The 20,910-nt window shown below is 67.5% G+C and carries 22 protein-coding genes; 9 read left to right on the forward strand and 13 right to left on the reverse strand.

The window, feature by feature from the left end:
- The first annotated feature begins 9 nt into the window (after positions 1–9).
- The gene (gene eccA, locus AAFP30_RS28400) at positions 10–1,782 is read left to right on the forward strand and encodes a type VII secretion AAA-ATPase EccA (RefSeq protein ID WP_419233411.1); all 1,773 of its coding nucleotides are present in this window, start codon (positions 10–12) and stop codon (positions 1,780–1,782) included.
- A 3-nt stretch (positions 1,783–1,785) separates the two neighbouring features.
- Here the strand turns inward: eccA and AAFP30_RS28405 are convergent, their stop codons facing one another.
- The gene (locus AAFP30_RS28405) at positions 1,786–3,372 is read right to left on the reverse strand and encodes a hypothetical protein (protein ID WP_419233412.1); all 1,587 of its coding nucleotides are present in this window, start codon (positions 3,370–3,372) and stop codon (positions 1,786–1,788) included.
- Positions 3,373–3,457: 85 nt separating this feature from the next.
- On the opposite strand from AAFP30_RS28405, the gene AAFP30_RS28410 reads away from it, so the two are divergent.
- Both AAFP30_RS28410 and AAFP30_RS28415 read left to right on the forward strand, forming a co-directional pair.
- Positions 3,458–4,252 carry a type VII secretion target gene (locus tag AAFP30_RS28410; RefSeq protein WP_419233413.1) on the forward strand — a complete coding sequence of 265 codons (795 nt, stop codon included), beginning with the start codon at positions 3,458–3,460 and terminating at the stop codon, positions 4,250–4,252.
- Positions 4,252–5,304, forward strand: coding sequence for a C40 family peptidase (locus AAFP30_RS28415; RefSeq protein WP_419233414.1), 1,053 nt, complete (start codon positions 4,252–4,254; stop codon positions 5,302–5,304). The genes AAFP30_RS28410 and AAFP30_RS28415 overlap by 1 nt, the downstream gene beginning before the upstream one ends.
- Here AAFP30_RS28415 and AAFP30_RS28420 read toward each other — a convergent pair.
- From AAFP30_RS28420 to AAFP30_RS28440, 5 genes are all read right to left on the reverse strand, one after another.
- Positions 5,291–6,283, reverse strand: a complete 993-nt coding sequence (locus AAFP30_RS28420; protein WP_419233415.1) for a DUF5926 family protein — start codon at positions 6,281–6,283, stop codon at positions 5,291–5,293. The genes AAFP30_RS28415 and AAFP30_RS28420 overlap by 14 nt on opposite strands.
- Positions 6,284–6,301: 18 nt before the next feature.
- On the reverse strand, positions 6,302–7,096 hold the full coding sequence (locus AAFP30_RS28425) for a glycerophosphodiester phosphodiesterase (RefSeq protein ID WP_419233416.1): 795 nt from the start codon (positions 7,094–7,096) through the stop codon (positions 6,302–6,304).
- Positions 7,093–8,091: a DUF4328 domain-containing protein gene (locus tag AAFP30_RS28430; RefSeq protein ID WP_419233417.1), complete on the reverse strand. Its 999-nt coding sequence runs from the start codon at positions 8,089–8,091 to the stop codon at positions 7,093–7,095. Before AAFP30_RS28430 ends, AAFP30_RS28425 begins: the two co-directional genes overlap by 4 nt.
- Positions 8,088–8,423, reverse strand: coding sequence for a rhodanese-like domain-containing protein (locus AAFP30_RS28435; RefSeq protein WP_419233440.1), 336 nt, complete (start codon positions 8,421–8,423; stop codon positions 8,088–8,090). Before AAFP30_RS28435 ends, AAFP30_RS28430 begins: the two co-directional genes overlap by 4 nt.
- 380 nt (positions 8,424–8,803) lie before the next feature.
- Positions 8,804–9,667 carry a S49 family peptidase gene (locus AAFP30_RS28440; RefSeq protein ID WP_419233418.1) on the reverse strand — a complete coding sequence of 288 codons (864 nt, stop codon included), beginning with the start codon at positions 9,665–9,667 and terminating at the stop codon, positions 8,804–8,806.
- Positions 9,668–9,766: 99 nt separating this feature from the next.
- Between AAFP30_RS28440 and AAFP30_RS28445 the strand changes: the two genes are divergently transcribed.
- Complete coding sequence (locus tag AAFP30_RS28445; RefSeq protein ID WP_419233419.1) at positions 9,767–10,516, forward strand: VOC family protein; 750 nt, start codon at positions 9,767–9,769, stop codon at positions 10,514–10,516.
- A gap of 12 nt (positions 10,517–10,528) precedes the next feature.
- On the opposite strand, the gene AAFP30_RS28450 is transcribed toward AAFP30_RS28445, so the two are convergent.
- Both AAFP30_RS28450 and msrA read right to left on the reverse strand, forming a co-directional pair.
- Positions 10,529–11,599, reverse strand: a complete 1,071-nt coding sequence (locus AAFP30_RS28450; RefSeq protein WP_419233420.1) for a winged helix DNA-binding domain-containing protein — start codon at positions 11,597–11,599, stop codon at positions 10,529–10,531.
- Between the two features lie 2 nt (positions 11,600–11,601).
- The gene (gene msrA, locus AAFP30_RS28455; RefSeq protein WP_419233421.1) at positions 11,602–12,306 is read right to left on the reverse strand and encodes a peptide-methionine (S)-S-oxide reductase MsrA; all 705 of its coding nucleotides are present in this window, start codon (positions 12,304–12,306) and stop codon (positions 11,602–11,604) included.
- 136 nt (positions 12,307–12,442) lie between these two features.
- On the opposite strand from msrA, the gene AAFP30_RS28460 reads away from it, so the two are divergent.
- Complete coding sequence (locus AAFP30_RS28460; protein ID WP_419233422.1) at positions 12,443–12,595, forward strand: hypothetical protein; 153 nt, start codon at positions 12,443–12,445, stop codon at positions 12,593–12,595.
- Positions 12,596–12,694: 99 nt separating this feature from the next.
- Positions 12,695–13,324 (forward strand): superoxide dismutase, encoded by a 630-nt coding sequence (locus AAFP30_RS28465; RefSeq protein WP_419233423.1) that lies wholly within the window; start codon positions 12,695–12,697, stop codon positions 13,322–13,324.
- A 128-nt stretch (positions 13,325–13,452) separates the two neighbouring features.
- Here the strand turns inward: AAFP30_RS28465 and AAFP30_RS28470 are convergent, their stop codons facing one another.
- Both AAFP30_RS28470 and AAFP30_RS28475 read right to left on the reverse strand, forming a co-directional pair.
- The gene (locus AAFP30_RS28470) at positions 13,453–14,202 is read right to left on the reverse strand and encodes an energy-coupling factor transporter transmembrane component T family protein (RefSeq protein ID WP_419233424.1); all 750 of its coding nucleotides are present in this window, start codon (positions 14,200–14,202) and stop codon (positions 13,453–13,455) included.
- A complete protein-coding gene (locus tag AAFP30_RS28475; RefSeq protein WP_419233425.1) occupies positions 14,199–16,280 on the reverse strand; it encodes an ABC transporter ATP-binding protein in 2,082 nt (693 codons plus the stop codon). Before AAFP30_RS28475 ends, AAFP30_RS28470 begins: the two co-directional genes overlap by 4 nt.
- A 172-nt stretch (positions 16,281–16,452) precedes the next feature.
- On the opposite strand from AAFP30_RS28475, the gene AAFP30_RS28480 reads away from it, so the two are divergent.
- The 3 genes from AAFP30_RS28480 to AAFP30_RS28490 all read left to right on the forward strand — a co-directional run bounded on the left by AAFP30_RS28480 (position 16,453) and on the right by AAFP30_RS28490 (position 18,601).
- Positions 16,453–16,977: a peptidase gene (locus tag AAFP30_RS28480; RefSeq protein WP_419233426.1), complete on the forward strand. Its 525-nt coding sequence runs from the start codon at positions 16,453–16,455 to the stop codon at positions 16,975–16,977.
- A gap of 116 nt (positions 16,978–17,093) precedes the next feature.
- On the forward strand, positions 17,094–17,801 hold the full coding sequence (locus tag AAFP30_RS28485) for a TMEM165/GDT1 family protein (protein WP_419233427.1): 708 nt from the start codon (positions 17,094–17,096) through the stop codon (positions 17,799–17,801).
- 38 nt (positions 17,802–17,839) lie between these two features.
- A complete protein-coding gene (locus AAFP30_RS28490) occupies positions 17,840–18,601 on the forward strand; it encodes an SDR family NAD(P)-dependent oxidoreductase (RefSeq protein ID WP_419233428.1) in 762 nt (253 codons plus the stop codon).
- A gap of 7 nt (positions 18,602–18,608) precedes the next feature.
- Here the strand turns inward: AAFP30_RS28490 and AAFP30_RS28495 are convergent, their stop codons facing one another.
- The 3 genes from AAFP30_RS28495 to AAFP30_RS28505 are packed head-to-tail and all read right to left on the reverse strand — an operon-like array spanning position 18,609 to position 20,808.
- A complete protein-coding gene (locus AAFP30_RS28495) occupies positions 18,609–19,754 on the reverse strand; it encodes an MAB_1171c family putative transporter (RefSeq protein ID WP_419233429.1) in 1,146 nt (381 codons plus the stop codon).
- Positions 19,711–20,226 (reverse strand): hypothetical protein, encoded by a 516-nt coding sequence (locus tag AAFP30_RS28500; RefSeq protein WP_419233430.1) that lies wholly within the window; start codon positions 20,224–20,226, stop codon positions 19,711–19,713. Before AAFP30_RS28500 ends, AAFP30_RS28495 begins: the two co-directional genes overlap by 44 nt.
- 15 nt (positions 20,227–20,241) lie before the next feature.
- Positions 20,242–20,808 (reverse strand): XRE family transcriptional regulator, encoded by a 567-nt coding sequence (locus AAFP30_RS28505; protein ID WP_419233431.1) that lies wholly within the window; start codon positions 20,806–20,808, stop codon positions 20,242–20,244.
- Positions 20,809–20,910 lie beyond the last annotated feature (102 nt).

Here is a 20,910-nt window from a genome sequence, read left to right on the forward strand (position 1 = left end):
CCAATGTAAATGGCAGATCTGATGCAGGCCCGCCGGGTGTTCGACGCGGGTGTGTTGGCCTGGGGCATTCCCGTCGATGGCCAAGAGACGCAACGTGATGAGCGATACGCGTCGCTCGCGTTCAAGCGGGCCACCGAGTATGCACCGATCATGGCCGACGCGTGGCTCGGGCGCCTCGCGACCGGCGATGCGTCGACCGAGGTGCTGTTCAACATCTTCAAGCACCGCGAGTCGCTGTTCGTCGAGCAGCGTCGTCTGGGTTTGACGCCGCGTACGCTGTTCGGTCGCGTGTCCACCGGTTTCCACATCGACTATCCGGTGTCGGACCCCGCCGAGGCCGCCGCTGCCTACGCCTTCGCGATGATCACCGAGGGTGACTACGACGAGGCCGAGCAAGCCCTCGATTCGGTTGACCCCGCGAGCAAGCCGCCGATCGTCGACTTCGCCCGCGGCCGCCTGCATTTCACCACCCAGCGGTGGCCGGACGTGCTGACCGCGCTTGCCGGCTCGGCGAATTGGACCGACGAGTACATGGCAGCGGCCGGTCACCTCATGGTCGGCACCGCTTGCGCCCAGCTGGGATTGTTCGGCGAAGCGGTCAAGCGACTCGAGGCCGCCGAGGCCGGCCCGATCGAGAACATCGCACCCATGGCGATGTTCACCCGCGGACTGTGTCTGCGCGACATGGGCAAGGAGCCCGAGGCGCGCGCCGTGTTCGAGACCGTCTACTCGCGCCGACCCGACTTCACCGACAACGGAAAGGCGTTGGCGGACCCCAAGTTCCGCATCGTCGTGACCTCCAAGGAGGAGATCGACAAGCGCACCGACCGCTGGGACCCGGACTCGGTGCCCGCCGAGCCGGATGCACCCAGCGAGGGTAAGCCCGATCTGCTCGCCGAGGCCCAGCGCGAACTGGACGAACAGATCGGTCTGGAATCGGTCAAGGCCCAGGTCGCGAAACTCGAGTCGGCGGCGTCGCTGGCGAAGGTGCGGGCCGAGCGCGGACTGGCCAGCGGCGCCCGCTCGCAGCACCTCGCATTCACCGGACCGCCCGGTACCGGCAAGACCACCATCGCTCGTATCGTGGCCAAGATCTATTGTGCGCTGGGCATTTTGAAGACTGACACGGTGGTCGAGGCCAGCCGCCGGGACTTCGTCGGCGAGCACCTGGGTTCGACCGCCATCAAGACCGGCGCCCTCGTCGACCGTGCGCTCGACGGCGTGCTGTTCATCGACGAGGCCTACACACTCATCCAGACCGGCTTGTCAGGCGGCGACGCGTTCGGCCGCGAAGCCGTCGACACGCTACTCGCCCGCATGGAGAACGATCGCGACCGTCTCGTCGTGATCATCGCCGGCTATGACGGCGAGATCGACCGATTCCTCGCATCCAATGACGGCCTCGCCTCCCGCTTCGCCCGCCGGATCCGATTCGATTCCTACGCCCCCGAAGAGCTCGCCCGGATCGGGAAACTCATGGCACACAAACGGGATTCGATCATCTCCGACGACGCCTTCGACGTACTCATCGCACGGGTGGCGCCGCTCTACGAGACGACCCGGATGGATCAGAGCGGCGAAGTGCGTCGCAGCATCGACCTCGCCGGTAACGGCCGGTTCATCCGCAACGTGCTCGAGGCAGCGGAGGAAGAACGCGAATATCGGTTGAGTACCGGCGATGTCGGCATCGACGAACTCGACGAGCAAGCACTCATGCGGATCGAGTCGGCCGACATCAACGCCGCACTCGACACCGTGCTGGGGATGTTGCAGCGGGGCTGAGGATCACGCCCCGGCCAACGGCACCGTGACCACCTGGATCCCGCTGATGCCGTTGTCCGCCAACAGCTTCGATGCTGCTCCCGCGGACCGCTGCTCGGCGAACACCCAGCGTACCGGCTGACCCTCGCCGGCCGCGGCGGCCTTCTTCGCCTGATCCAGCAGCTGAGCGGTGCCCGGCCACGCCGGGTCGAAGACACCGCCCGCGGACACGTGGGAGTCGTAGCCGGGTGCCGCGGTCATCAGCAAGGTGCCGTCGGTTTCCCGGCCGTCGAACGGGACGTCACCCACCAGATAGGCGAAACCCGAAGGGTTGCCGGTGATCTGCTGATTGAATCGGCGAGCGTTGGGGTCCAGCTTGTAGCCGACAGGGAACCAGTGGCCCGGCTGCTTGGTCGCGACGTCACGCCCCCGCTCCGCGGATTGCACGATCACCGTGACGTCCTTCTCTGCGGTCGCCGAGATGGTGAAGTTGCTGTCGGCATGGTAGTTGATGGTGCGAGTGCGCGGGTCGGCGAAGGTGAACACGCACTGCGACATCCCGGTGCCGTTCATCTTCATCGTCGTTGTGCGGGTGCAGGTTCCGGCCGGAGCGCCGTTCACCGTCAGCGACGACGTCTGCACGATGGTCACCGTGCCGCGGTCGGCGCCGGGCATCGAGTTGCTGAAGTTGTAGACCAGCAGACAGTAGGTGTTGGTGCAATTGTCCAGGTTGCCGACAGGTTTGGGGACGTTCACCTCGGGTGCGGCCACCTTGGACAGCGGATCCTTGAGTCCCTGCACGGTGGCGTAGAACTCGGTGACGCCGTCGTTGCTGAGCAGGGTCACCTTCAGTTTGCTGGTGGTCGGCCGATCCGCAGGCGCGGTACGGACCGGTCCGGCGATGCCGTAGATCGTGCCATCGGGGTTGAGCCGCACCGGATTCTGTCCGGCCACAATGGTCTGGCCATCGTCCTGCATCGGACCGATTCGGATATCCGCCGGGTCGCCGGTGGGGGTACCACGCCGGTCCGGTGTCTGGTCGCCTGCCGCGACAGGCGTGGTCGGGGCATCCGGTTGGATGCGATCGTCCTGATCCTGCGAGGTGAGGGCGAACGACGACGGTCGCAGCAAGGTGCCGAGGTCGACGCCGAAGAAGCCCGGGGGCACCATCGCCCAATTGCCCGCGGCCCCGGTCGAATCGCGGCGGATGTTGTCGGGTCCGTCGGAGTTCCACGCCTCCCAGAACCCGGCACCGGCCTTCACGTAGGTGGTGCCGTCGAGCTCGAGCACCTCGGCGGGCTGCTGGTTGACGGCAATCTTGCCGGACACGTCACCCGCCGCGGTGACCGTCAGATCCTGCACCGCGAGGGTGCGGCCGTCCACGGCCATCTCGCCGGAGTACTGGGCGGCCGGTGCATCGGCCATCGGCAGCGTCGCGTCATTCAGCTGGTGCTGCGCGCGGGTGGGTGCCGAGGCCACCGCCTGCCCCGATGTGGACAGCGGAATCACGCCGCTGAGCGCCAGAATCAGTGCGAGCACCAGGCAGACTGCACCCCCGATCGCCACGATCAGCGGTTTGCGCATGGTCGGCTCCCCCTCGTTGTCGTCCATTCGATCGCATGATTCTCGATCGGACACCAGAATTGATAACCTACATGCGTTGTTTGTGTCGCCGGGCGGCGATGTAGGGGGACAAGTGGCTGAACTGAATGTGGAACTCGACGATGTCCACAGTTTCGGGGTCCGGACCGAGGACCGTGGCACAACCGTATCCGTCGAGGGGAAACGTGGCGAGTTCGACACCGCCGTGATGACCTCGGTGTTCGGTCTGATCGGGGCCGACTTCATGGCCGTCGCCTCGCTGGTCACCAACACGCACAATCGTCAGATCGGCGACCTCGGCAAGCGCTATTCGGAGATCGGGCGGGCCGTGATGAGTGCCGCGAACAGCTACTCCGACACCGACAGTCAGAACGCGAAGCAGTTGGGCGGGGTCGGTTCGGCCGCCAAGTCGCTGGCCGGCGCGAGTGCCAACCTCGGCAAGGGCCTCGACCCGACGAGCAACAGCCTCACCCGTGAGCAGGTCGCGCGCATCATCATCGACCGCGGCCACAAGATGGGCATGTCCGACGACGAGATCAAGTCGGCCATCGCCACCGGCATCGTCGAATCGAATCTGCAGAACATCACCTATGGCGATCGCGACAGCGTGGGTGTCTTCCAGCAGCGCGACTTCGCCCCGTGGACGGTCAACGGCCGCAACCGGACGAACGTCGACGACGCCGCGACGTCGTACTACGAGCAGCTGAAGGGCACGTCGGGGTCGCCCGGCGATCGCGCGCAAGCCGTGCAGCGCAGTGCGTTTCCTGATCGGTACGCCGAGCGCATGGGCGAGGCCAGTCAGCTGTTCAGCAGCCTGAATACCTCTGGGCCCGTAGCCGCCACCGCACAGACCACCGCACCCGCCGACGGAACCCAGGTGAAGGCGTAATGATCCCGGTCGCTCTGTTGCTCGCTCCGCTGCATGCCCTCTTGCAGGCGTTCGGCACCGGTTCGATGCCGTTCCACGGGCCCTCCACCCAGCTCCGGGACGCCAGCGATGTGCTCGACGGTGTGCGCGCCCAATCCGCACGATCGACCCTGGAACTCGACCAGCATTGGAACAGTCCCGCCGCGGCGCAGGTCGTGTCGACCATGAGCACGGCCCACACCGACACCGGTCACGTGTCCGACCGGGGCAACCACATCGCTGCGGTCACCGACACCGCATCCGAACTCATCAGCGGCGGATACACCGATCTCGGCGGGGTCATCGACTCCTTCGTCGAATCGGTGAATGCGTCCCCGATGGTGTTGACCCCGGCGGGTTTTCCGGCGCTGATCCAACTGGCCGAGAACCATCTGCAGCGGGCCGACACGATCATCAAGCGCGTCCGCCACGACCTCGCAGGCGAGACCCGCAAGCTGCAGAAGGTCGCCGACGAGCAGGCCGCCGAACAGCGGCAGTTCACCAAGCGCCACAAGGAGGCAACCGGCCTCGCCCGCTCGGTGGCGTCCTCGTCGAAGGGCAGCGAAGCCGGGAAAGGTATTGCTGCTCAATCCATCACGTCGAAGAACTTGCCCGGCGGCGGCGTCCAGCTGACGTTGCCCAACGGCAAGGTGGTCACGGCGCCCAACGAGAAGGCGGCGAACGCGGTGCGCGCGGCGTTGACCCAGCGAGGTGTGCCCTACGTGTGGGGTGGCACCACCCCCGGCAAGGGGCTCGACTGTAGTGGCCTCACCCAGTACTCGTATCGGCAAGCGGGCGTGGAGATTCCGCGCACCGCCGAAAACCAGGCGGTCGGCGAACGCGTTCCCGACGGGCAGGCGCAGGCCGGCGACCTGGTGGTCTGGAGCGGTCATGTCGCCATGGCGCTCGGCGACGGCACACTGATCGAAGCCGGTGACCCGGTGGACATTTCGCCGATGCGCACGGACAACATCGGCATGCAGTACATGGGCGTGTACCGGCCGACCGCGGGCGGAACCGCTAACGCAGCGTGACCTGACGGCCGCGGATGCCGTCGCGGGAACGCCGTTCGGCGCCGGTGAGTTCACCGGTCTGGCTCAGCGCCTGCGCCAGCCACTCGTCGAACTGATCCACCCCGGGGTACCACTCCTCGTGGTGGAGTTCGTTGTCGAGGTCGAAGACCGGCACCAGCAGACCGTGTGTGCGGAACGATCCGGCGAACCGGGACCCCTCGCCGAGCGTGAGCTGTCCGGCCGCATGCAACCGGGCGAGCGCGGTCATCAGGTCGTCCTCGGCTTCGGGGCGCACCCACCGCAGATGGGCGCGTTCACCGGCGTCCACCCACCACGGGGCACCCAGACCGCTCTTCGGGGTCAGTCGCGCGGTCGGCATGATCGAATCGTTGGCGCGCTGCAGCATTGCGGCGACCTCCGCCGGGACGTCGGTGCCCTCGGCGAACCACCAGGCGAAGTCGTCGTAGACGGTGATGTCGAGGGTGCTGTCGGGCGCGATGAGGTCGGTCAGCGTCTGCTCGGTGCCCGCGGGACGATAGTCGGCACCGGCATTCGCGTGTGCGGCCCAATCGATCGCGTCCGCGAGCGAGCCGGGCAGATCGGTCGGCTCGGGATCGGTCTGCAACCCGACCATCCCCTCGGCACCGATCCGGGGGTTCTCCCGCACCAGGGCGGGGACCGCGCCGGGCAGGATCGTCGCGACGACGACGTCATTGCGCACCCCGGCGGGGCGTGCGGGCGGGGTGGCCGGCACCTCGTCGGACGGCACGTTGGCAGTCAGGACGGGAGCGGGGGCACCCGGTTCGACGAGATCGAGGACCGCGGTGGCCGACGCGACGAAGGAGCGCAGGGCGACGAGGTCACATTCGGCGGCCAGGCCGGCAAACGGCCGCGGCGGGGGAGCCATCGCCGCCGCCTGCCGCTCCTTGCGGGCGGCCACCCGCTCGGCACGATTACCTCCGGGGCGCGGTCCGCTGCCGCGCTTGCTCTTCTTCGCCATGGCCCCCACCCTCTCATGTCAGTCGACGGTGACGAGCCACTCCCGTACCTGCGCGGGTTTGTTGGTGGCCAGCCAGCGCACGCCGATGTCCGCGCAGAACTGGACGTCGACGCGCTCGTCGACGGTCCAGCAGTAGGTCACCCGCCCGGCCGCGGCCGCCCGGTCAACCAGCGCCGGATACTGCCGCAGGGTGTCGACCGACGGCCCGATTCCGGTGGCGCCCACCGCAGTTGCGGCGCTGCCGCCGAACAATCGGGCGGTGTCGCCGAGCAGGATCGTCGGCAGCATCGGGGCGTGCCGTCGGATGCGCCACACCCCCGCCGAGGAGAACGAGATGACCACGGCGCGACTGTGATCGGCCGACGGCGGGGTGCCCACCCCGAACTCGTGCAGCGTCTCGAGCAGCTTCTGTTCGACGAGGCTGCCGTACCGGACCGGGTGCTTGGTCTCGATGAACAGCCGCACCGGGCGACGCCAATCCAGGGTCAGCGTCAGCAGTTCCCGCAAGGTGAGGACCGATGCGGTCTCGCCGGAGCCGTGCCAGCTGCCGAAGTCGAGTTCGCGGAGTTGGGCCAGCGACATCTCGCTGACTGCGCCGGTCCCGTCGGATGTGCGGTCCACGGTGCGGTCGTGGATGCAGACGAGTTGGTGATCGCTGGTGAGTCGGACATCGCACTCGAGACCATCGGCGCCCTGGGTCAGCGCGAGTTCGTAGGCGGCCAGGGTGTGTTCGGCACGATCGGCGGACGCGCCCCGATGCGCAACCACAGCGGGTTTCCCCGACCGCGAGATCTGTTCGACACCGCCGGTCATGCGACCATCACCCATCGCTGATCGGGCACCGAATCCGGTTGGGCAGCACCGAAGATGGTGGTGATCCGGCCGGCCATCCACCAGGCGAACACCGCCGACACGGCCGAGCTGACGACGACGGCCAGCAGCGCGTTGGCACCGGTCTGGATGGAGTCGGAGAGATAGGCGACGAGTCGGGTGACCAGTGCAACGATCGCGACCACGTTGACGATCGCCCACGCCACCCAGAGTTTCGTGAGTCGCTGACGGGTCAGCGGGGCATCGAGGTCGTCGCGCTGTTCGGCCGCCTCGTGCAGCAGGAGCCCGGCACCGACCACGTTGACCAACGGAATCCCGGCCAGCAGCGCGACCAGCCAACGCCGTCGGGGATCGCGCAGGTGATGCCGTCGGTAGGCGTCGGCCCGCAGATCGATGATCCAGCGCACGAAGACCACGGTGGCGTAGGCGAAGACGATGAGGGCCAACAGCCCGGCGAACAGCACCAGGTACGCGGTCACCTGGTCGGTCCAGCCCGGTACGGGTGTCGACTTGTTGACGACCAGCAGCAGGTAGCGAGCGAGATGCACGGCCGCGGCCACCGACAACACCACGGCCAGCAGTCGCAGCGCCCGCACCAGAGTGTCGGTGAGCACCTCAGTGCGGTCGCGCTCGACGGCCGGTGCAGCGGGGACGTCGCGCAGTCCCCAGTGCGGCAGGTAGACGTACCGCGGGATCAGTCGTGGTCCGCTCGGCACGGCCGGGCGGCGGGGCGGGATGGACTCCGGTGGACGGCGGGCGACCCAACGGACATGCCGGCTGCGGTAGACCCGATCGCTGCGCGGGCCGCGGGGGGCGGGTTGCTGGGCGCGGGGTCGCGGCGGGGGTGCCGGGTGCTGGGCACGGGGTGCCGGGCGCTGGGCGCCGACGACGTCGAGGGGGCCGCCGCAGCGCGGACAACGCTCACGGCCGGGACGATGCGGCGCCTGGATGCGGCACCGGGGACACAGGTCGATCATTGTGGGCCGGGGGTTCCGGTCTCGACCGGTTTGCCGTTCTCGACCCAGGCGAGCATGCCGCCGCGGACACAGTCGCCGTGATAGCCGACCTGATCGAGGTATTGCAGTACGCGCATCGACCGGCCGCTGGAGTGGCAGACCACCAGGAGTTCGGCGTCGAGGTCGATCTCGTCGAGGCGGGCAGGCACGTCGCCGAGGGGGATGTGCAACGCGCCCCGGACATGTCCTGCCGCCCACTCGTCGTCCTCTCGGACATCGAGCAGAACGCGGCCGACTTCTTCGCTGAAATCGTCCGGAAGTTCCGTCACCGGTACTTGTCGGATGTCGTCCATGCTCACCGAACCATGGTGGCACAGCCTGTGCACAAATCTCTCGACTGGACCCACACGACGACTTGTGCAGATCTCGCAAGCCACCACTATGACGACCTACATATAACTATCCACATGCTGGTTTGCGAAACGGGCACCCGGTATGCCTGCCGCACTGTCAACCTGTGGATGAGACTGTGGAAACTGTGGAAAACCGCGGGTCAAACCGTGACTTGGCTGTGACCCGAACCACATCGAGACGGCCTGCTCTGTGATCGGTGTCACGAATCCGGCTGTCCTCCGGGCAGATGATTCACCATCGTGTAAACCACGTCACAGTTCAAATCTGCTACAGAACAGCGAACTGCCTGTGGATAACTTGGGGAGAACCACGCAGGGCGTCAGCGCAGCTGGGTGCGCACCCGCTCATCGGCAAGCCATGCCTCGGCGGCTGACAACGCCCCGGAGACCACCCCTGCCGACAATCCGGGCACGGTGACCTGCGCACCGGTCAGCCGCGCGAGGATCGGTTTGGGTGCTTCGATCATGGCGATCTCCGCATCCGGGTAGCGCTCGGAGATGACCGACCGCATAACCCCGATGGCGTCGACGAGTCCGACCTCGACGGCCCGCTCCCCCACCCAGATGTCCCCGCTGAACAGTTCGGTGTCGGGGCCGGTGAGCTTGCGCCCGCGACGCTGCCGGACCCAGGCGATGAAGGCCTCGTGCAATTGCGCCTGCAGGGCCTTGAGCCACTCGACGTCCTCGGGGCGCTCCGGCGAGAAGGTGTCGAGCCGGGCCTTGTTGGCGCCGCTCGTGTAGAGCCGACGCTCCACCCCGAAGCGGGTCAGGACGTCGGCGAGGCCGAACCCCGACGACACGACGCCGATGGAGCCGACCATCGAGGTGTGCGCCGCGAAGATCTCGTCGGCGGCACAGGCGATCCAATAGCCGCCCGAGGCTGCGACATCCTCGCAGAACGCGAGAACCGGGACACCCTTCTCGGCCGAGAGTTGCCGGATTCGCTCGGCGATGTACTCCGACTGCGCCGGTGAGCCACCCGGCGAGTTGATGACGATGACGACCGCTTTGACGTGCTCGGTGTCGAAAGCGCGCTTGAGGATGGGTTCGACGGTGTCGGTGGTGAGCCCGGGGCGCCCCATGCCGGCCATACCGATGGCTCCGTCGAGTCGCACCACCGCCACCCGATCGGCGCGCTTGGCCGCCATCCGTTTGGTCAACCGTGTCCACGGTCTTGCGCTCATGTTCGCGAGTGTAGTGGCGGAATGGGATCCACGTCCTGGTGGTGTGTCTCGGAAATAGGTGGCCACGTATTTCCGAGACGCACCACTAGACTCGTCGGCGTGCACATCCGTTGGCTCACCGCATTCCTCGATTTCCCGGCGGAGCAGTTCGGACCCGAGGTCACCTTCTGGCGAGCCATCGCCGGCAGTACGGTGTCGCCGCCCCGTGGCGCGCACCGCGAGTTCGCGTCGCTCGAACCGTTCAACGGCGACCCCCATCTGCGTGTGCAGCGGATCGACGACGGACCCGGCGGTGTGCACCTGGATCTGTCCGTCGACGATCCGCGGGCCGCGGCCACCGAGGCGATCGCTCTGGGTGCCAATGCCATTCGCGACGCCACCGACGGGCATCTGACGCTGGAGTCGCCGGCGGGCCTCGAGTTCTGCATCGTCGAATGGCACGGGGAGTCGGAGCGGTCCCGGCCGATCCGGTGGCCGGGCGACACGATCAGCCTCATCGATCAGGTCTGCATCGATGTGCCACCGGCACTCTTCGACCGCGAACTCGTGTTCTGGGCGCGACTCTTCGGTCAACCGACCGAGCCAACGTCACGTCCGGAATTGACGGCACTGCATCGCGATCCGCGATTCGCGCTGGGAATCCTGTTGCAACGCAACGGACCCGACTCCATCCAGACGCGCGCCACCGCCCACCTCGATGTCGCCGCGACCGCCATCGAGGACGAGGTGGCACGTCACGAGGGATGGGGCGCGCGGGTCGTCGAGCATCGGCCGAACTGGACCGTGATGGCCGACCCGATCGGCCGGCACTACTGCATCACCGGCCGCAATCCGCGCACCGGGCGCTAGCTGTAAGCCAGGCTAGGAACCGTCGCAAAAGTCCTGCAGCCGTTGCACTTCCTCATCCAGCGCGGCGCGTTCGCGGCGGCGGGGTTCGACATCGAGGCGCACGGAGACCCGCCGTGCGTCGTCGAATCCCCAGGTGCCCGCGAGTAATCCGTCGACGAGGACGAAACCCGGGGAGATCCCATTGGTGGTCTGTAGCGACCGGTAGAGGTCCTCATCGGCGATACGACGACGATCGGCTTGGGCGACAAGGATGTTGTCATAGGGCGCGATCAACCGCGGCGGCGCCTCGGTGTCCTCGTCGATGATATCGAGGCCCTCGAGGTCGTAGAGTACGGCGCCGTCGGGCCCGGCGAGCGTGACCAGTTCCCAGTCGGACTCCATGGCCTCGATCAACGGACGCATCCGGGTGAGTCCGCACCACGTCTGGATACTCTTGACCGTGGCCGGGCCGAAGCCCCGAAGGTACAGGCGGATCAGATCTTTACGCGCCTCGTCGCCGGTGACCGCCGGGCTGCCGTCGCCGATCCAGGCGTCGAGCAGCGTGTAGGTGGGCGCGCCGCGACCCGCCCAGAGTCCCCGGGGCGGCACCTGTACCAGCGGTAGGCCGCAGCGGGCGATCGTGACCAAGGTCGCGGTGTCCTCGCCCGGGTACGCACGGGCGAGGCGCTGCCCGAGGTCTGACGCGGAAACCGGTGTGTCGGTGAGGAGTTCGGCTGCAGTCCGGAGGATGTCGTCGACTCTCGCCCGGACGAGCCGGCGACTGTGGGTGACGAGCGCCGCATCGAGAACGGGTTGGGCGGCCGGCCGCATCCAGCGGGCGTCCTCGCCGTCGACCAGGAACACCGTCCCCCGCAACAGCGCGATCCGCACCACTTCCCGTTCGGTGAGCAGCGCGTCGAGTTCAGCCGGGCGGAATTCGGTTATGCGCGACCATAATCCGTAGAACGGCGCCTTCGGGTCCTGGGCCTGCAATCCGACACAGCGGTCGAGCACCTCGATCGCGTCCTCGTCGACGCGACGCAGCAGGTGCTGCCGATGCAACAGCGTCCGATTCCACTGCCGCAGCGTGATCTGGTCGGCCACCCTCAGGCAGCGGGGTAGTGGAGTCCGGTGGCCGCGTGGCAGCGATAGCCGTGCGGGTTCTTCGCGAGGTACTGCTGGTGGTAGTCCTCGGCGTAATAGAACGTGCCGTCCCCGGCCTCGGCGAGCGGCTTGATCTCGGTGGCGATCGGACCGAGCCCGGCGTCGGAGAGGACCTTGCCGAACTTCTCCGCGGTGCCGCGGGCGAGTTCGGCGTCGGCCTCGGTGAATGTATAGATCGCCGAGCGGTATTGGGTGCCGACGTCGTTGCCCTGTTGCATCTCCTGGGTGGGATCATGGGTCTCCCAGAAGATCTTGAGGATGCCCTCGAGGTCGATGACCGCCGGATCGAATACCACCAGCACCGACTCGGTGTGACCGGTCCGGGCGGTGCACACCTCCTCATACGACGGATTCGGGGTGTGGCCACCGGCGTAGCCGACGGCGGTGGTGTAGACGCCGGGCACCTGCCAGAAGATCTCCTCGACGCCCCAGAAGCAGCCACCCGCGAGTACGACCCGCGCCAAGCCGTCGCCGAAGTCGCCGACACCGGTGCCGTCCGCGTCGCCCTCACCCCGCATCGGATGCTCGAGCAGCAGGTGTTGGGCCGCCAGCGGCACCCGCTGGGATCGGCCGGGCAGCGCCTTGTCGGGCGAGATCATCGTGCGCTTGCCGGACTGGGCGGAAAGTAGCTGGTCAAGCCAAGACATGAGTCGATCCTACGCGGGCAAGGTACTCGCCACCTTGAGTCACGCCGCACGGTCTGCCTATGATTGCCCACACGTTGGACGGTGTGACGGCGCTCACTCGGTGTGTCTTCGGGCGAGAGCGGTCGGAAGGGATTGCATGGCTACGCGCGCGAGTTCCGATCTCCACCGGGCCCTGGGGTCACGGTCGAGTACCCCGCGTGCCACCTACAACGTTCGGTCGGCCTGCCTGGGCACCGGCGCCAGCATCGTCGCGCTGCTCGCATTATTCGTTGTCCTCGCGCTGATCTGACGTTCCCGGCGGCTCCCCCGTGGTTGCAATCGACATGCCGCTGCGTAAGGTCGAGTGAGTACGCGCCCAGTACCCGCCAGCACCTCAGAGAGGAATACCGTGGCTGAATACACCTTGCCGGATCTCCCTTACGACTATGGAGCCCTCGAGCCCCACATCTCCGGCAGGATCATGGAGCTCCACCACGACAAGCACCACGCGACCTATGTGAAGGGCGCCAACGACACCCTCGAGAAGCTCGCTGCGGCGCGCGACGACGAGAGCATCGCGGGCAAGGTCTACGGCTTGTCGGCGACCCTGTCGTTCCACCTGGGTGGCCACACCAACCACTCGATCTTCTGGAAGAACCTGTCGCCCAACGGCGGTGGCGAGCCAGAGGGTGACCTCGCATCGGCGATCACCGCGCAGTTCGGTGGCTTCGACAAGTTCAAGGCGCACTTCACCGCCGCAGCCACCACCCTGCAGGGTTCGGGCTGGGCGATCCTGGGTTACGACACCATCGGTGGCAACCTCGTGATCCTGCAGCTGACCGACCAGAGCGGCAACATTCCCGCCGCCATCATCCCGGTCGTCATGCTCGACATGTGGGAGCACGCCTTCTACCTCGACTACCAGAACGTCAAGCCGGACTACGTCAAGGCTTGGTGGAACGTGGTGAACTGGGCCGACGCCGGTGAGCGGTACGCCCGTGCCACCAGCCAGGGCGCCGGACTCATCGTCTCCGCCTGATCTGATCGACTTACCGCGACGGCGGCCACCCTTCCGGGTGGCCACCCTCCCCCCCCCCTGACCTCATCACCTCCCCGCCCCGCCGCCCCCCCTTCGGGGTGCCCTCCGTTTCGGTTATCTACCCGCTGTTACAGCAGGATCGTCGCGACGATCGCGCCGACGCAGGCGAGCACCACCACGGTGATCACCACCGCGTCCACCCGGCCCGGTCGCGACGGATAGGCCGTCAGCCGGCCGGTGCCGCCGCGCGCGGTGATCGCCTCCGACATCTCCGCGCTGCGTCGCAACGCGCTGGACATGGCGGCGGTGATCATGTCGACGACCCCCATCTCCGCGGCCGGGTGCCCGGACCGCGCCGGAGCGCTGGGCCGCAGCCGGTGCGCGGCCCGCAGCAGCCGCAGTTCGTCGATCAACAGCGGCAAACCCCGTAGGCACAACGCGATGGCCACCGCCCACTCGTCGACCGGCAGCCGGAGCCACCGCAGTGGTCGCATCAGCGTGGCGATCGCCGGCGCGACCTCGGCCATCGCGGTGGTCCAGATGACCAGAATCGAACTCGCGAGCAGCACCAGACCCAGCGTCGTCGCCCGGAGATACACCACCAGCGCTTCGGGCCCGAAGAACAGGTTCAGTGCGCCGCCGGCGATGATCAGGCCCCAGAACCACCAGGGCGGTCGGGGTATCGCCCCGAGCGGGATGCCGGCGACCAGCGCGGTGATCACCACCACCGCCGCCACCACGCCGAGCGCAGGCCAAGACGGCAGGACCCAGGTCATCACGCTGAGCAGCAGCACGACCAGCAGTTTGGTGCCCGCCCACAGTCGATGGACGAACGAGTCGCCGGGCACCTGCCGCAGCGGAACGCTCTGCATGGTCATTCGGCCACCTCCCGGGCGGTGTCGGTGCGTGCGGTGTCGACCTGTGCCGTGTCGTGGGGCGCGAGCTCGGTCAGTGTGCCGTCGGCGAGTCCGACCCGGCGATTGATGACGCTGTCCAGATCGGCGAGGTCGTGGGAGATGATCACGATGGTCAGGCCGTCGGCGCGCAGCCGCTCGAGCAGTGCGACGATCTCGACCCGCGCATAGGGGTCGACACCGGCCAGGGGTTCGTCGAGCACCACCACCTGGGGACGGCGTGCGATCAGCCCGGCCAGGACGACGCGGCGCATCTGCCCGCCGGAGAGCGAATCAATCTGTCGGGCAGCCATCTCGCGGGGCAGACCGACCAGTTCGAGCACCCGCGCGACCTCGGCGGAACCGACCGCCAGGCCACCGGCGGCCATGATCTCGTCGCCGACGATCTGCTTCTGCAACTGCAGCCGCGGATGCTGGAACGCCAGCGCGACCTCCCCGACCTGCCCCGCGACGGGTTTGCCGTCGAGGGCTGCCGTCCCGGCGGTCGGGACGATGAGACCGGCCATGATCCAGGCGAGGGTGGTCTTTCCGGACCCGTTGCCGCCGACGATGAGCACTCCGTCGCCGCGGTTGATGGTCAGGCTGATGTCGTGCAGCGCCCGCACCTCCCAGGGGGAGCGCTGCAGATAGGTGTGCCCGATGCCGTCGAGGACGAGCAGCGGCCCGCCCGGGGCGCGCCGGTCGAGCTGATGCACGGCCGCATGCGCGGGGACCGTCGGCTCGGCGATCGATCCGGGGCGCGGTACCCAATCGGGCGGATGCGGGATCAGTCGTCCCTGATGCAGGTGGATGACCCGGTCGGCGGCGGCGGCCTCGGTTCCGCGATGGGTGATCAGCACGACGGTGATGCCACGTCGTCGCGGAAGCTCGGCGAGCAGGGCGAGCAACTCGTCGCGGCCGGTGGGATCGACCATCGAGGTGACCTCATCGGCGATGAGCAGCCTCGGGTCGCGGGCGAGAGCTGCGGCGATGGCCAACCGTTGCTGTTGTCCACCGGACAGATCCGATGTCTCACGACCACCCAGGCCGGCCAGCCCGACCTCGGCGAGCAACGCCTCGACGTCGACCTCGACGTCGGCCGGCAGCCCCCACACGACATCGTCGGCGACGCGCGAGCCCAGCATCTGGGTCTCGGGTCGCTGCAGCACCATCGCGGTGCCGCCGTGCCGGCCGAGACCTGCGGCGCCGGGGCGGCTGACCGCACCGACGGTGGGTTCGCGGCCGGCGAGGATCTTGGCCAGCGTCGACTTGCCCGAGCCGTTCGCCCCGACGACCGCGACGAACTCGCCCGGCGCCACCGTGGCGCAGATGTCGTCGAGCACCTGTGGTGCGCCCGGCCGGTAGGCGAAGCCGACGTGGTCGAGGACCAGCGGCAGCGGCGCCGGGTGGGCGTCGTCGTGGCCGCTGTCGAGGGTGTCCTCGCTGGGGATGTCGGCAAGCCGGGCGATCACCCCGCCGAGCACCCACCACGCCACCGCGAGTGAGACGGCCGTACCGATGGCACCGGAGATCCACATCCAGACCCACCAGTAATCGACCATGCTGTCGCCGAGGGTCTGCACCGCGTCGGCGAGGCCGCTGAACGCCGACTGTGTGTTGAGCAGTTTGACCAGGCCCCCGACGGTGTTGGCGAGCGCCTCCAGCGCCAACTCCCGCAGCGGCTTGAGGATGAGGAGGAGCAGCACCGACAGGCCGCCGATCAGCGGGGCGGCGACCAGTCCGGCTGCCGCGATGGTGCCGACACCCCGGCCGCGTCGTTTCGTGTCGCCGACGATGCCGCCGATCAGCGCCGAGCCCAGCACTGTCATCGCCGCGCCGGTGCCGGCCATCGCGAAGCTGACGCCGGTGGTCGCGACAGCCGCCGCGATCAGGGCGCGCGGCCGGGTTCGGGCCGCGACCAGCGCCAATGGCACCGGCGCGAGCAGTCCGACGGCGGACGCGAAGGGTATGACGGCGGCGACCACGACCGCCGCCACGGTCAGTCCCCCGAAGATCGCGATGGATGCCATCTCCATCGGACGCAGCGGGCCGGAGTTTCTCACCCCATCCAGTGTGCCTGCCGGCCGAACCGTGCTCGTCGCCCGTCCAAATGAAGCTCTGTGTAAAAGTAGCGTCACAACTGCCGTGTTCGAGTTGTCAGCGGCCGTCGGCCGGGGGATTCTTTCTTCCACAGGGTTTGTGCCACACGGTTTCTGCGGTAGAGGGGAGCCAGCGATGTCGTCGTCCATTCCGATCGGTCTCACGCCGTTTCACCAACAGGGTCACCTGAACGGCATCATGATCTCCGGCCGCTGGCCCGAGTCCACACTGGAGTGGACGCAGACGCTGGTCGCGTCGGTCCGCATCGCCTGCCGACCCGGTTTTCTGCCGACCACGACCATCTTCGGGGTCGTCGAGGATCGGCCGGACGACGCCGAGGCCGATGCCGTCGGCATGATGGTCGCGGTCGGCAACGTGATCGACGACAGTTTCGTCGAGGCGGGCCGCTTCCTCAGCAACCCGCCGGCGTTGGTGATGCTGCACCCGCCGTCGCAGACCCGTCCGTCGCTGCCGGAGTGCTCGGAGGTCGCCTCCGGTTGTGTCCTGTTGCCGGGTCTGCCCGAACTGGGTCTCGAGCATCGCGCGGGATGGGCGGAGGCCGAAGCCGACGGCACGGTGGTGACCTTGCGCAATCAGGTCGGCATCGACCCGAACGCCGACCCGGATACCGCGGTATTGGCCATGTTGCTCGTCGCCTGACCAGCAGAGGGGCAGAGTTAGGGTTCCCAAACTTTCAATTTTGTGCCTCCTACCTGCATAAATACGGGTACGCGATTAGTTGCAGGATGCAATATGGGTGACCTAACCTGGCAAACATGATTGCTGCCCTGTTCGTGAGTTTCGGCGTGATCTTCGTCGCCGAACTCGGCGACAAGTCGCAGCTGATGGCCATGACCTACGCCATGCGCTACAAGTGGTGGGTCGTGCTGGCCGCCATCACGGTCGCGACCACCGCCGTGCACGCCGTGTCGGTCTTCTTCGGCCACTTCCTCGGGTTGTCCATCCCGTCGGACCTGATGTCCATTCTGGCCGGCCTCGCGATGCTGGTCTTCGGCCTCTGGACCATCCGCGGTGACAGCCTCGACGACGACGAATCCCGCAAGGCCGAACGGGCCGGTGCGTCGGTGTTCTTCGCCGTGATGTCGGCGTTCTTCCTTGCCGAACTCGGCGACAAGACGATGCTCGCGACCATCACGCTGGCCACCAACCACAACTGGGTGGGTGTGTGGATCGGTTCGACGATCGGCATGGTCGCCGCCGACGCGCTCGCGATCCTCATCGGCTCCCTGCTGCACAAGCATCTGCCGGAGAAGGCCATCTCCCGCGGTGCAGCGGTGCTGTTCTTCGGCTTCGCGGCCTGGCTGCTCTACGAGGGGCTCTCGCAAGCGGGCCCGGTCACCGTGATCGCCACACTGTCGGCGGTGGTCGCACTGATCGGCATCGGCGCGGTGTACATCCATCGGGTACGACGAGCCGCGGCAACGGCCAGTACCGACGTTCAGGAGGTACCGAGCGTTCACTAGGGTTGTCGGTGTTCCCGTGTGAAAGGATCACCGTCATCATGGACGTTTCCGGCTCTTCGGTACTGGTCACCGGCGCGGCGTCGGGCCTCGGCGCCGCCACCGCCAAGCGCTTCGCTGCCGCCGGCGCGCAGGTCTTCGGCCTGGATCTACAGGCATCGATCGACAATGCCGCACCCGTCGGCGGGGTCACCCTGATCGCCGCCGACGTGACCAGCGAGTCCGATGTACAGGCCGCTATCGACACGATCGTGGAAGCCGGCGCCCCGCTGCGCGCCGCGGTCAACTGCGCCGGAGTGGGCTGGGCGGCCCGCATCCTCGGCAAAGAGGGTCCGCACAGCCTGGACCTGTTCCAGAAGGTCATCAACATCAACCTGGTCGGCACGTTCAACGTGATGCGTCTCGCCGCCAACCGGATGGCCGAGGAGTCCACCGTCGACGGCTACGGCCAGCGCGGCGTCATCATCAACACCGCATCGGTGGCGGCCTTCGAGGGTCAGATCGGGCAGATCGCCTATGCCGCGTCGAAGGGCGGCGTGCATGCGATGACCATCTCGGCCGCTCGCGACCTGGCCCGGATCGGGGTCCGGGTCTGCACCATCGCCCCGGGCACGATCAGCACCCCGATGCTCGCCGGGGTCACGCCGGAGTTCCAGAAGACCCTCGCCGAGGCGATCCCGTTCCCGCAGCGGTTGGGCGAACCCGACGAATACGCGCAGCTCGCGGAGTTCATCGTGGAGCACAACTACCTCAACGGCGAGACCATCCGGATGGATGGGGCCATCCGGATGGGTCCGCGCTGAGTCGGTACTAGACGCTGGCCTGCACCTCGGCCAGGGCGTGGGACAGCCGGATCAGCGGCGCGGCGTCCTGGTCGAGGTCGACGGCGTCGGCGGGCAGGACGTCACGCACGGCGCCCCGCGCTCGTCCGACTGCGACATATTCGTCGGCGGCGGCCCACAGCATCTCCGCTCGGGCCGCGTCGTCGACGACCTCGAAGTCCTCGGTGAGGTACGGGCTGAGCTGGGTCAATCCGTCGCGGATCTCGATGACCCGGCGGCGCAGCAGCATCGACGACGACATGCTCGAGCCGGCAGGCAGCACCACCTCCGGGATCGCATCGGTGATCAGCGTCCACAGCGGTAACAGTTCCTCGGCCTCCCGGCGATGCCGACGACCGGCGGTCATCGACTGCCAGCGGGCGTGCAGCATCGGATAGCTGATACCGATCAGGAAGGCGACCACCCCGAGGATTGCGCACACGGTGTTGCAGGTCAGCAGCCAGTCCCAGCCGAACAGCCCGGTCGACGCCCCGATGACGAACGCGATCTGCAGCAGCGAGCTCAGGGCCAGCGCGGCCAGCCCGAGCACCAGCAAGCCCAGGGAAATCCGCAGATACCCGTCGGCGACCCGGAGAAACCGTCGGACACTGTGCACGCAGGCGAGGAAACCGTAGGTCAGGTAGCCGCTGGCGATGAGCACGAACAGCGCGAACGCGATGTTCTGCACCGTCGGTTCGGAGATCGTCTCCGTCCGCATGTCGGTGGGGATGACCAGCATGGTGACCTGCAGGCCGATGATCGCCGCGACGAGCGGGATCGCCTCCACCCCCGCCCGGTGCTCGCGCGTCGAGTGATCGGGGAAGAAGAACACGACGATCAGTGCGGCCACACCCAGGGCCAGCAGAGCGCAGTAGACGACGCGTTCGGCACCGACGAACAGGGCGGTGTTGAGTGCGTCGGCCACGTCGTCGTTGGACACGACGAACGCGAGCGTGAGCGCGGCGATCGCCACGGTCATGGCGATGGGTTGCAGTCCCCCGCCCTGACGACGGATCTGCTCGAGCCGCCAACACAGAGCGCCGGCGAAGACCACCGCGGCGAGTGCGTTGAGGACACCGACGACGATCACGCTACAACCATCCCTTGTGGCCACCGAGGAGTCGCTGGAGTCCACGCAACTCGGCATTGTCCGACGTGTGGCCGACGGTATCACTCGCCTCGCCGGCCCAATCGAGAATCATCGACGCCAGCATCTCGGCTTCCCACTCCCGATCGTCGGCGTAGCAGGTACGACGCAGCGCAGCGTCCGAGTCGTCGTCGGACGGACCGTCGAGTGCGGCCACCGCCGACAGTCCACCGAGCATCTGATGTCCGGCGATCATGTGGCCGAACTCGTGGACGATGATCTGGTCCTGATGCACCCGTGAGGTGTTGGCCTGATAGAAGAAGTAGTCGGCGTCCTCGGCGGCCAGCCAGATGCCATTGGGCACCCCGGCGGGCAGCGGATGGGCGATCAGCCGGATCGGACGTCCCCGGCGCGTGCCGTAGCGGTCGCACAGCTGGGTGACGTCGAGGGGAAGGTCGAGATCGAGACCACGAAGCGTGTCTCGACACAGTGAACGGAGCGCGCGGGTAGTTCGGCGCATCGGCCTAGGCCGGGGTCAGTCCTTGCGCGGCTGACCGTTGACGACCCGGAGGTGGGAATCGGCGGACTCCTGCTCCTCGGTGAGTCCGACGGCCTGGACGTCCGGCGGATCCTTCGGCAACCCCTGCTGCTCCCGCAGCACCTTGATCAGTTCGTTGACCACGGTGACCGAATCGCTGGACAGTCCGGCGAGCCGGAATGCGGCGAGCTGGACATTGGTGTCGGCCTGGAGTCGCATCAAGTCGATCTCGTCTCGGGTGCGCTGCGCCGCACGGTCCTCGAGGAAGTAGTGCACGTCGACACCGAACGCCGCGGCGATGCCTTCGACAGTGCGGAACGACGGCGACTTGGCCTTGCCGGACCGCAGCTGGCTCAGGTACGACTCACCCAGGCGGAAGCCTCGTTCCGTCGAGCGGGCGGCGATGGCCTTTGCGCTGTACGCACGGCCATTCGGTCCCGGGACAGTGCGGAAGAGTTCCTCGAGCCGACGTGCGAACAGCCCGGGATCCAGCACCTCCGGCTGGCCTGGCGAATCGCCATGCGACGAGTCTCTTGCAGCCATCTCCGTACCTCGTGAAGTCATTCTTCTCCCCGGCAAACAAACCTTGAACCTGCAAACATTAAAGGCGGCCGTGCATCGTTCATGCAACGCTTTGAGCGGTCTTGAACCTACCCGACGGTCACC

This window comes from Gordonia sp. CPCC 205515, assembly GCF_048537925.1.
In the GTDB taxonomy this organism is placed as follows: domain Bacteria; phylum Actinomycetota; class Actinomycetes; order Mycobacteriales; family Mycobacteriaceae; genus Gordonia.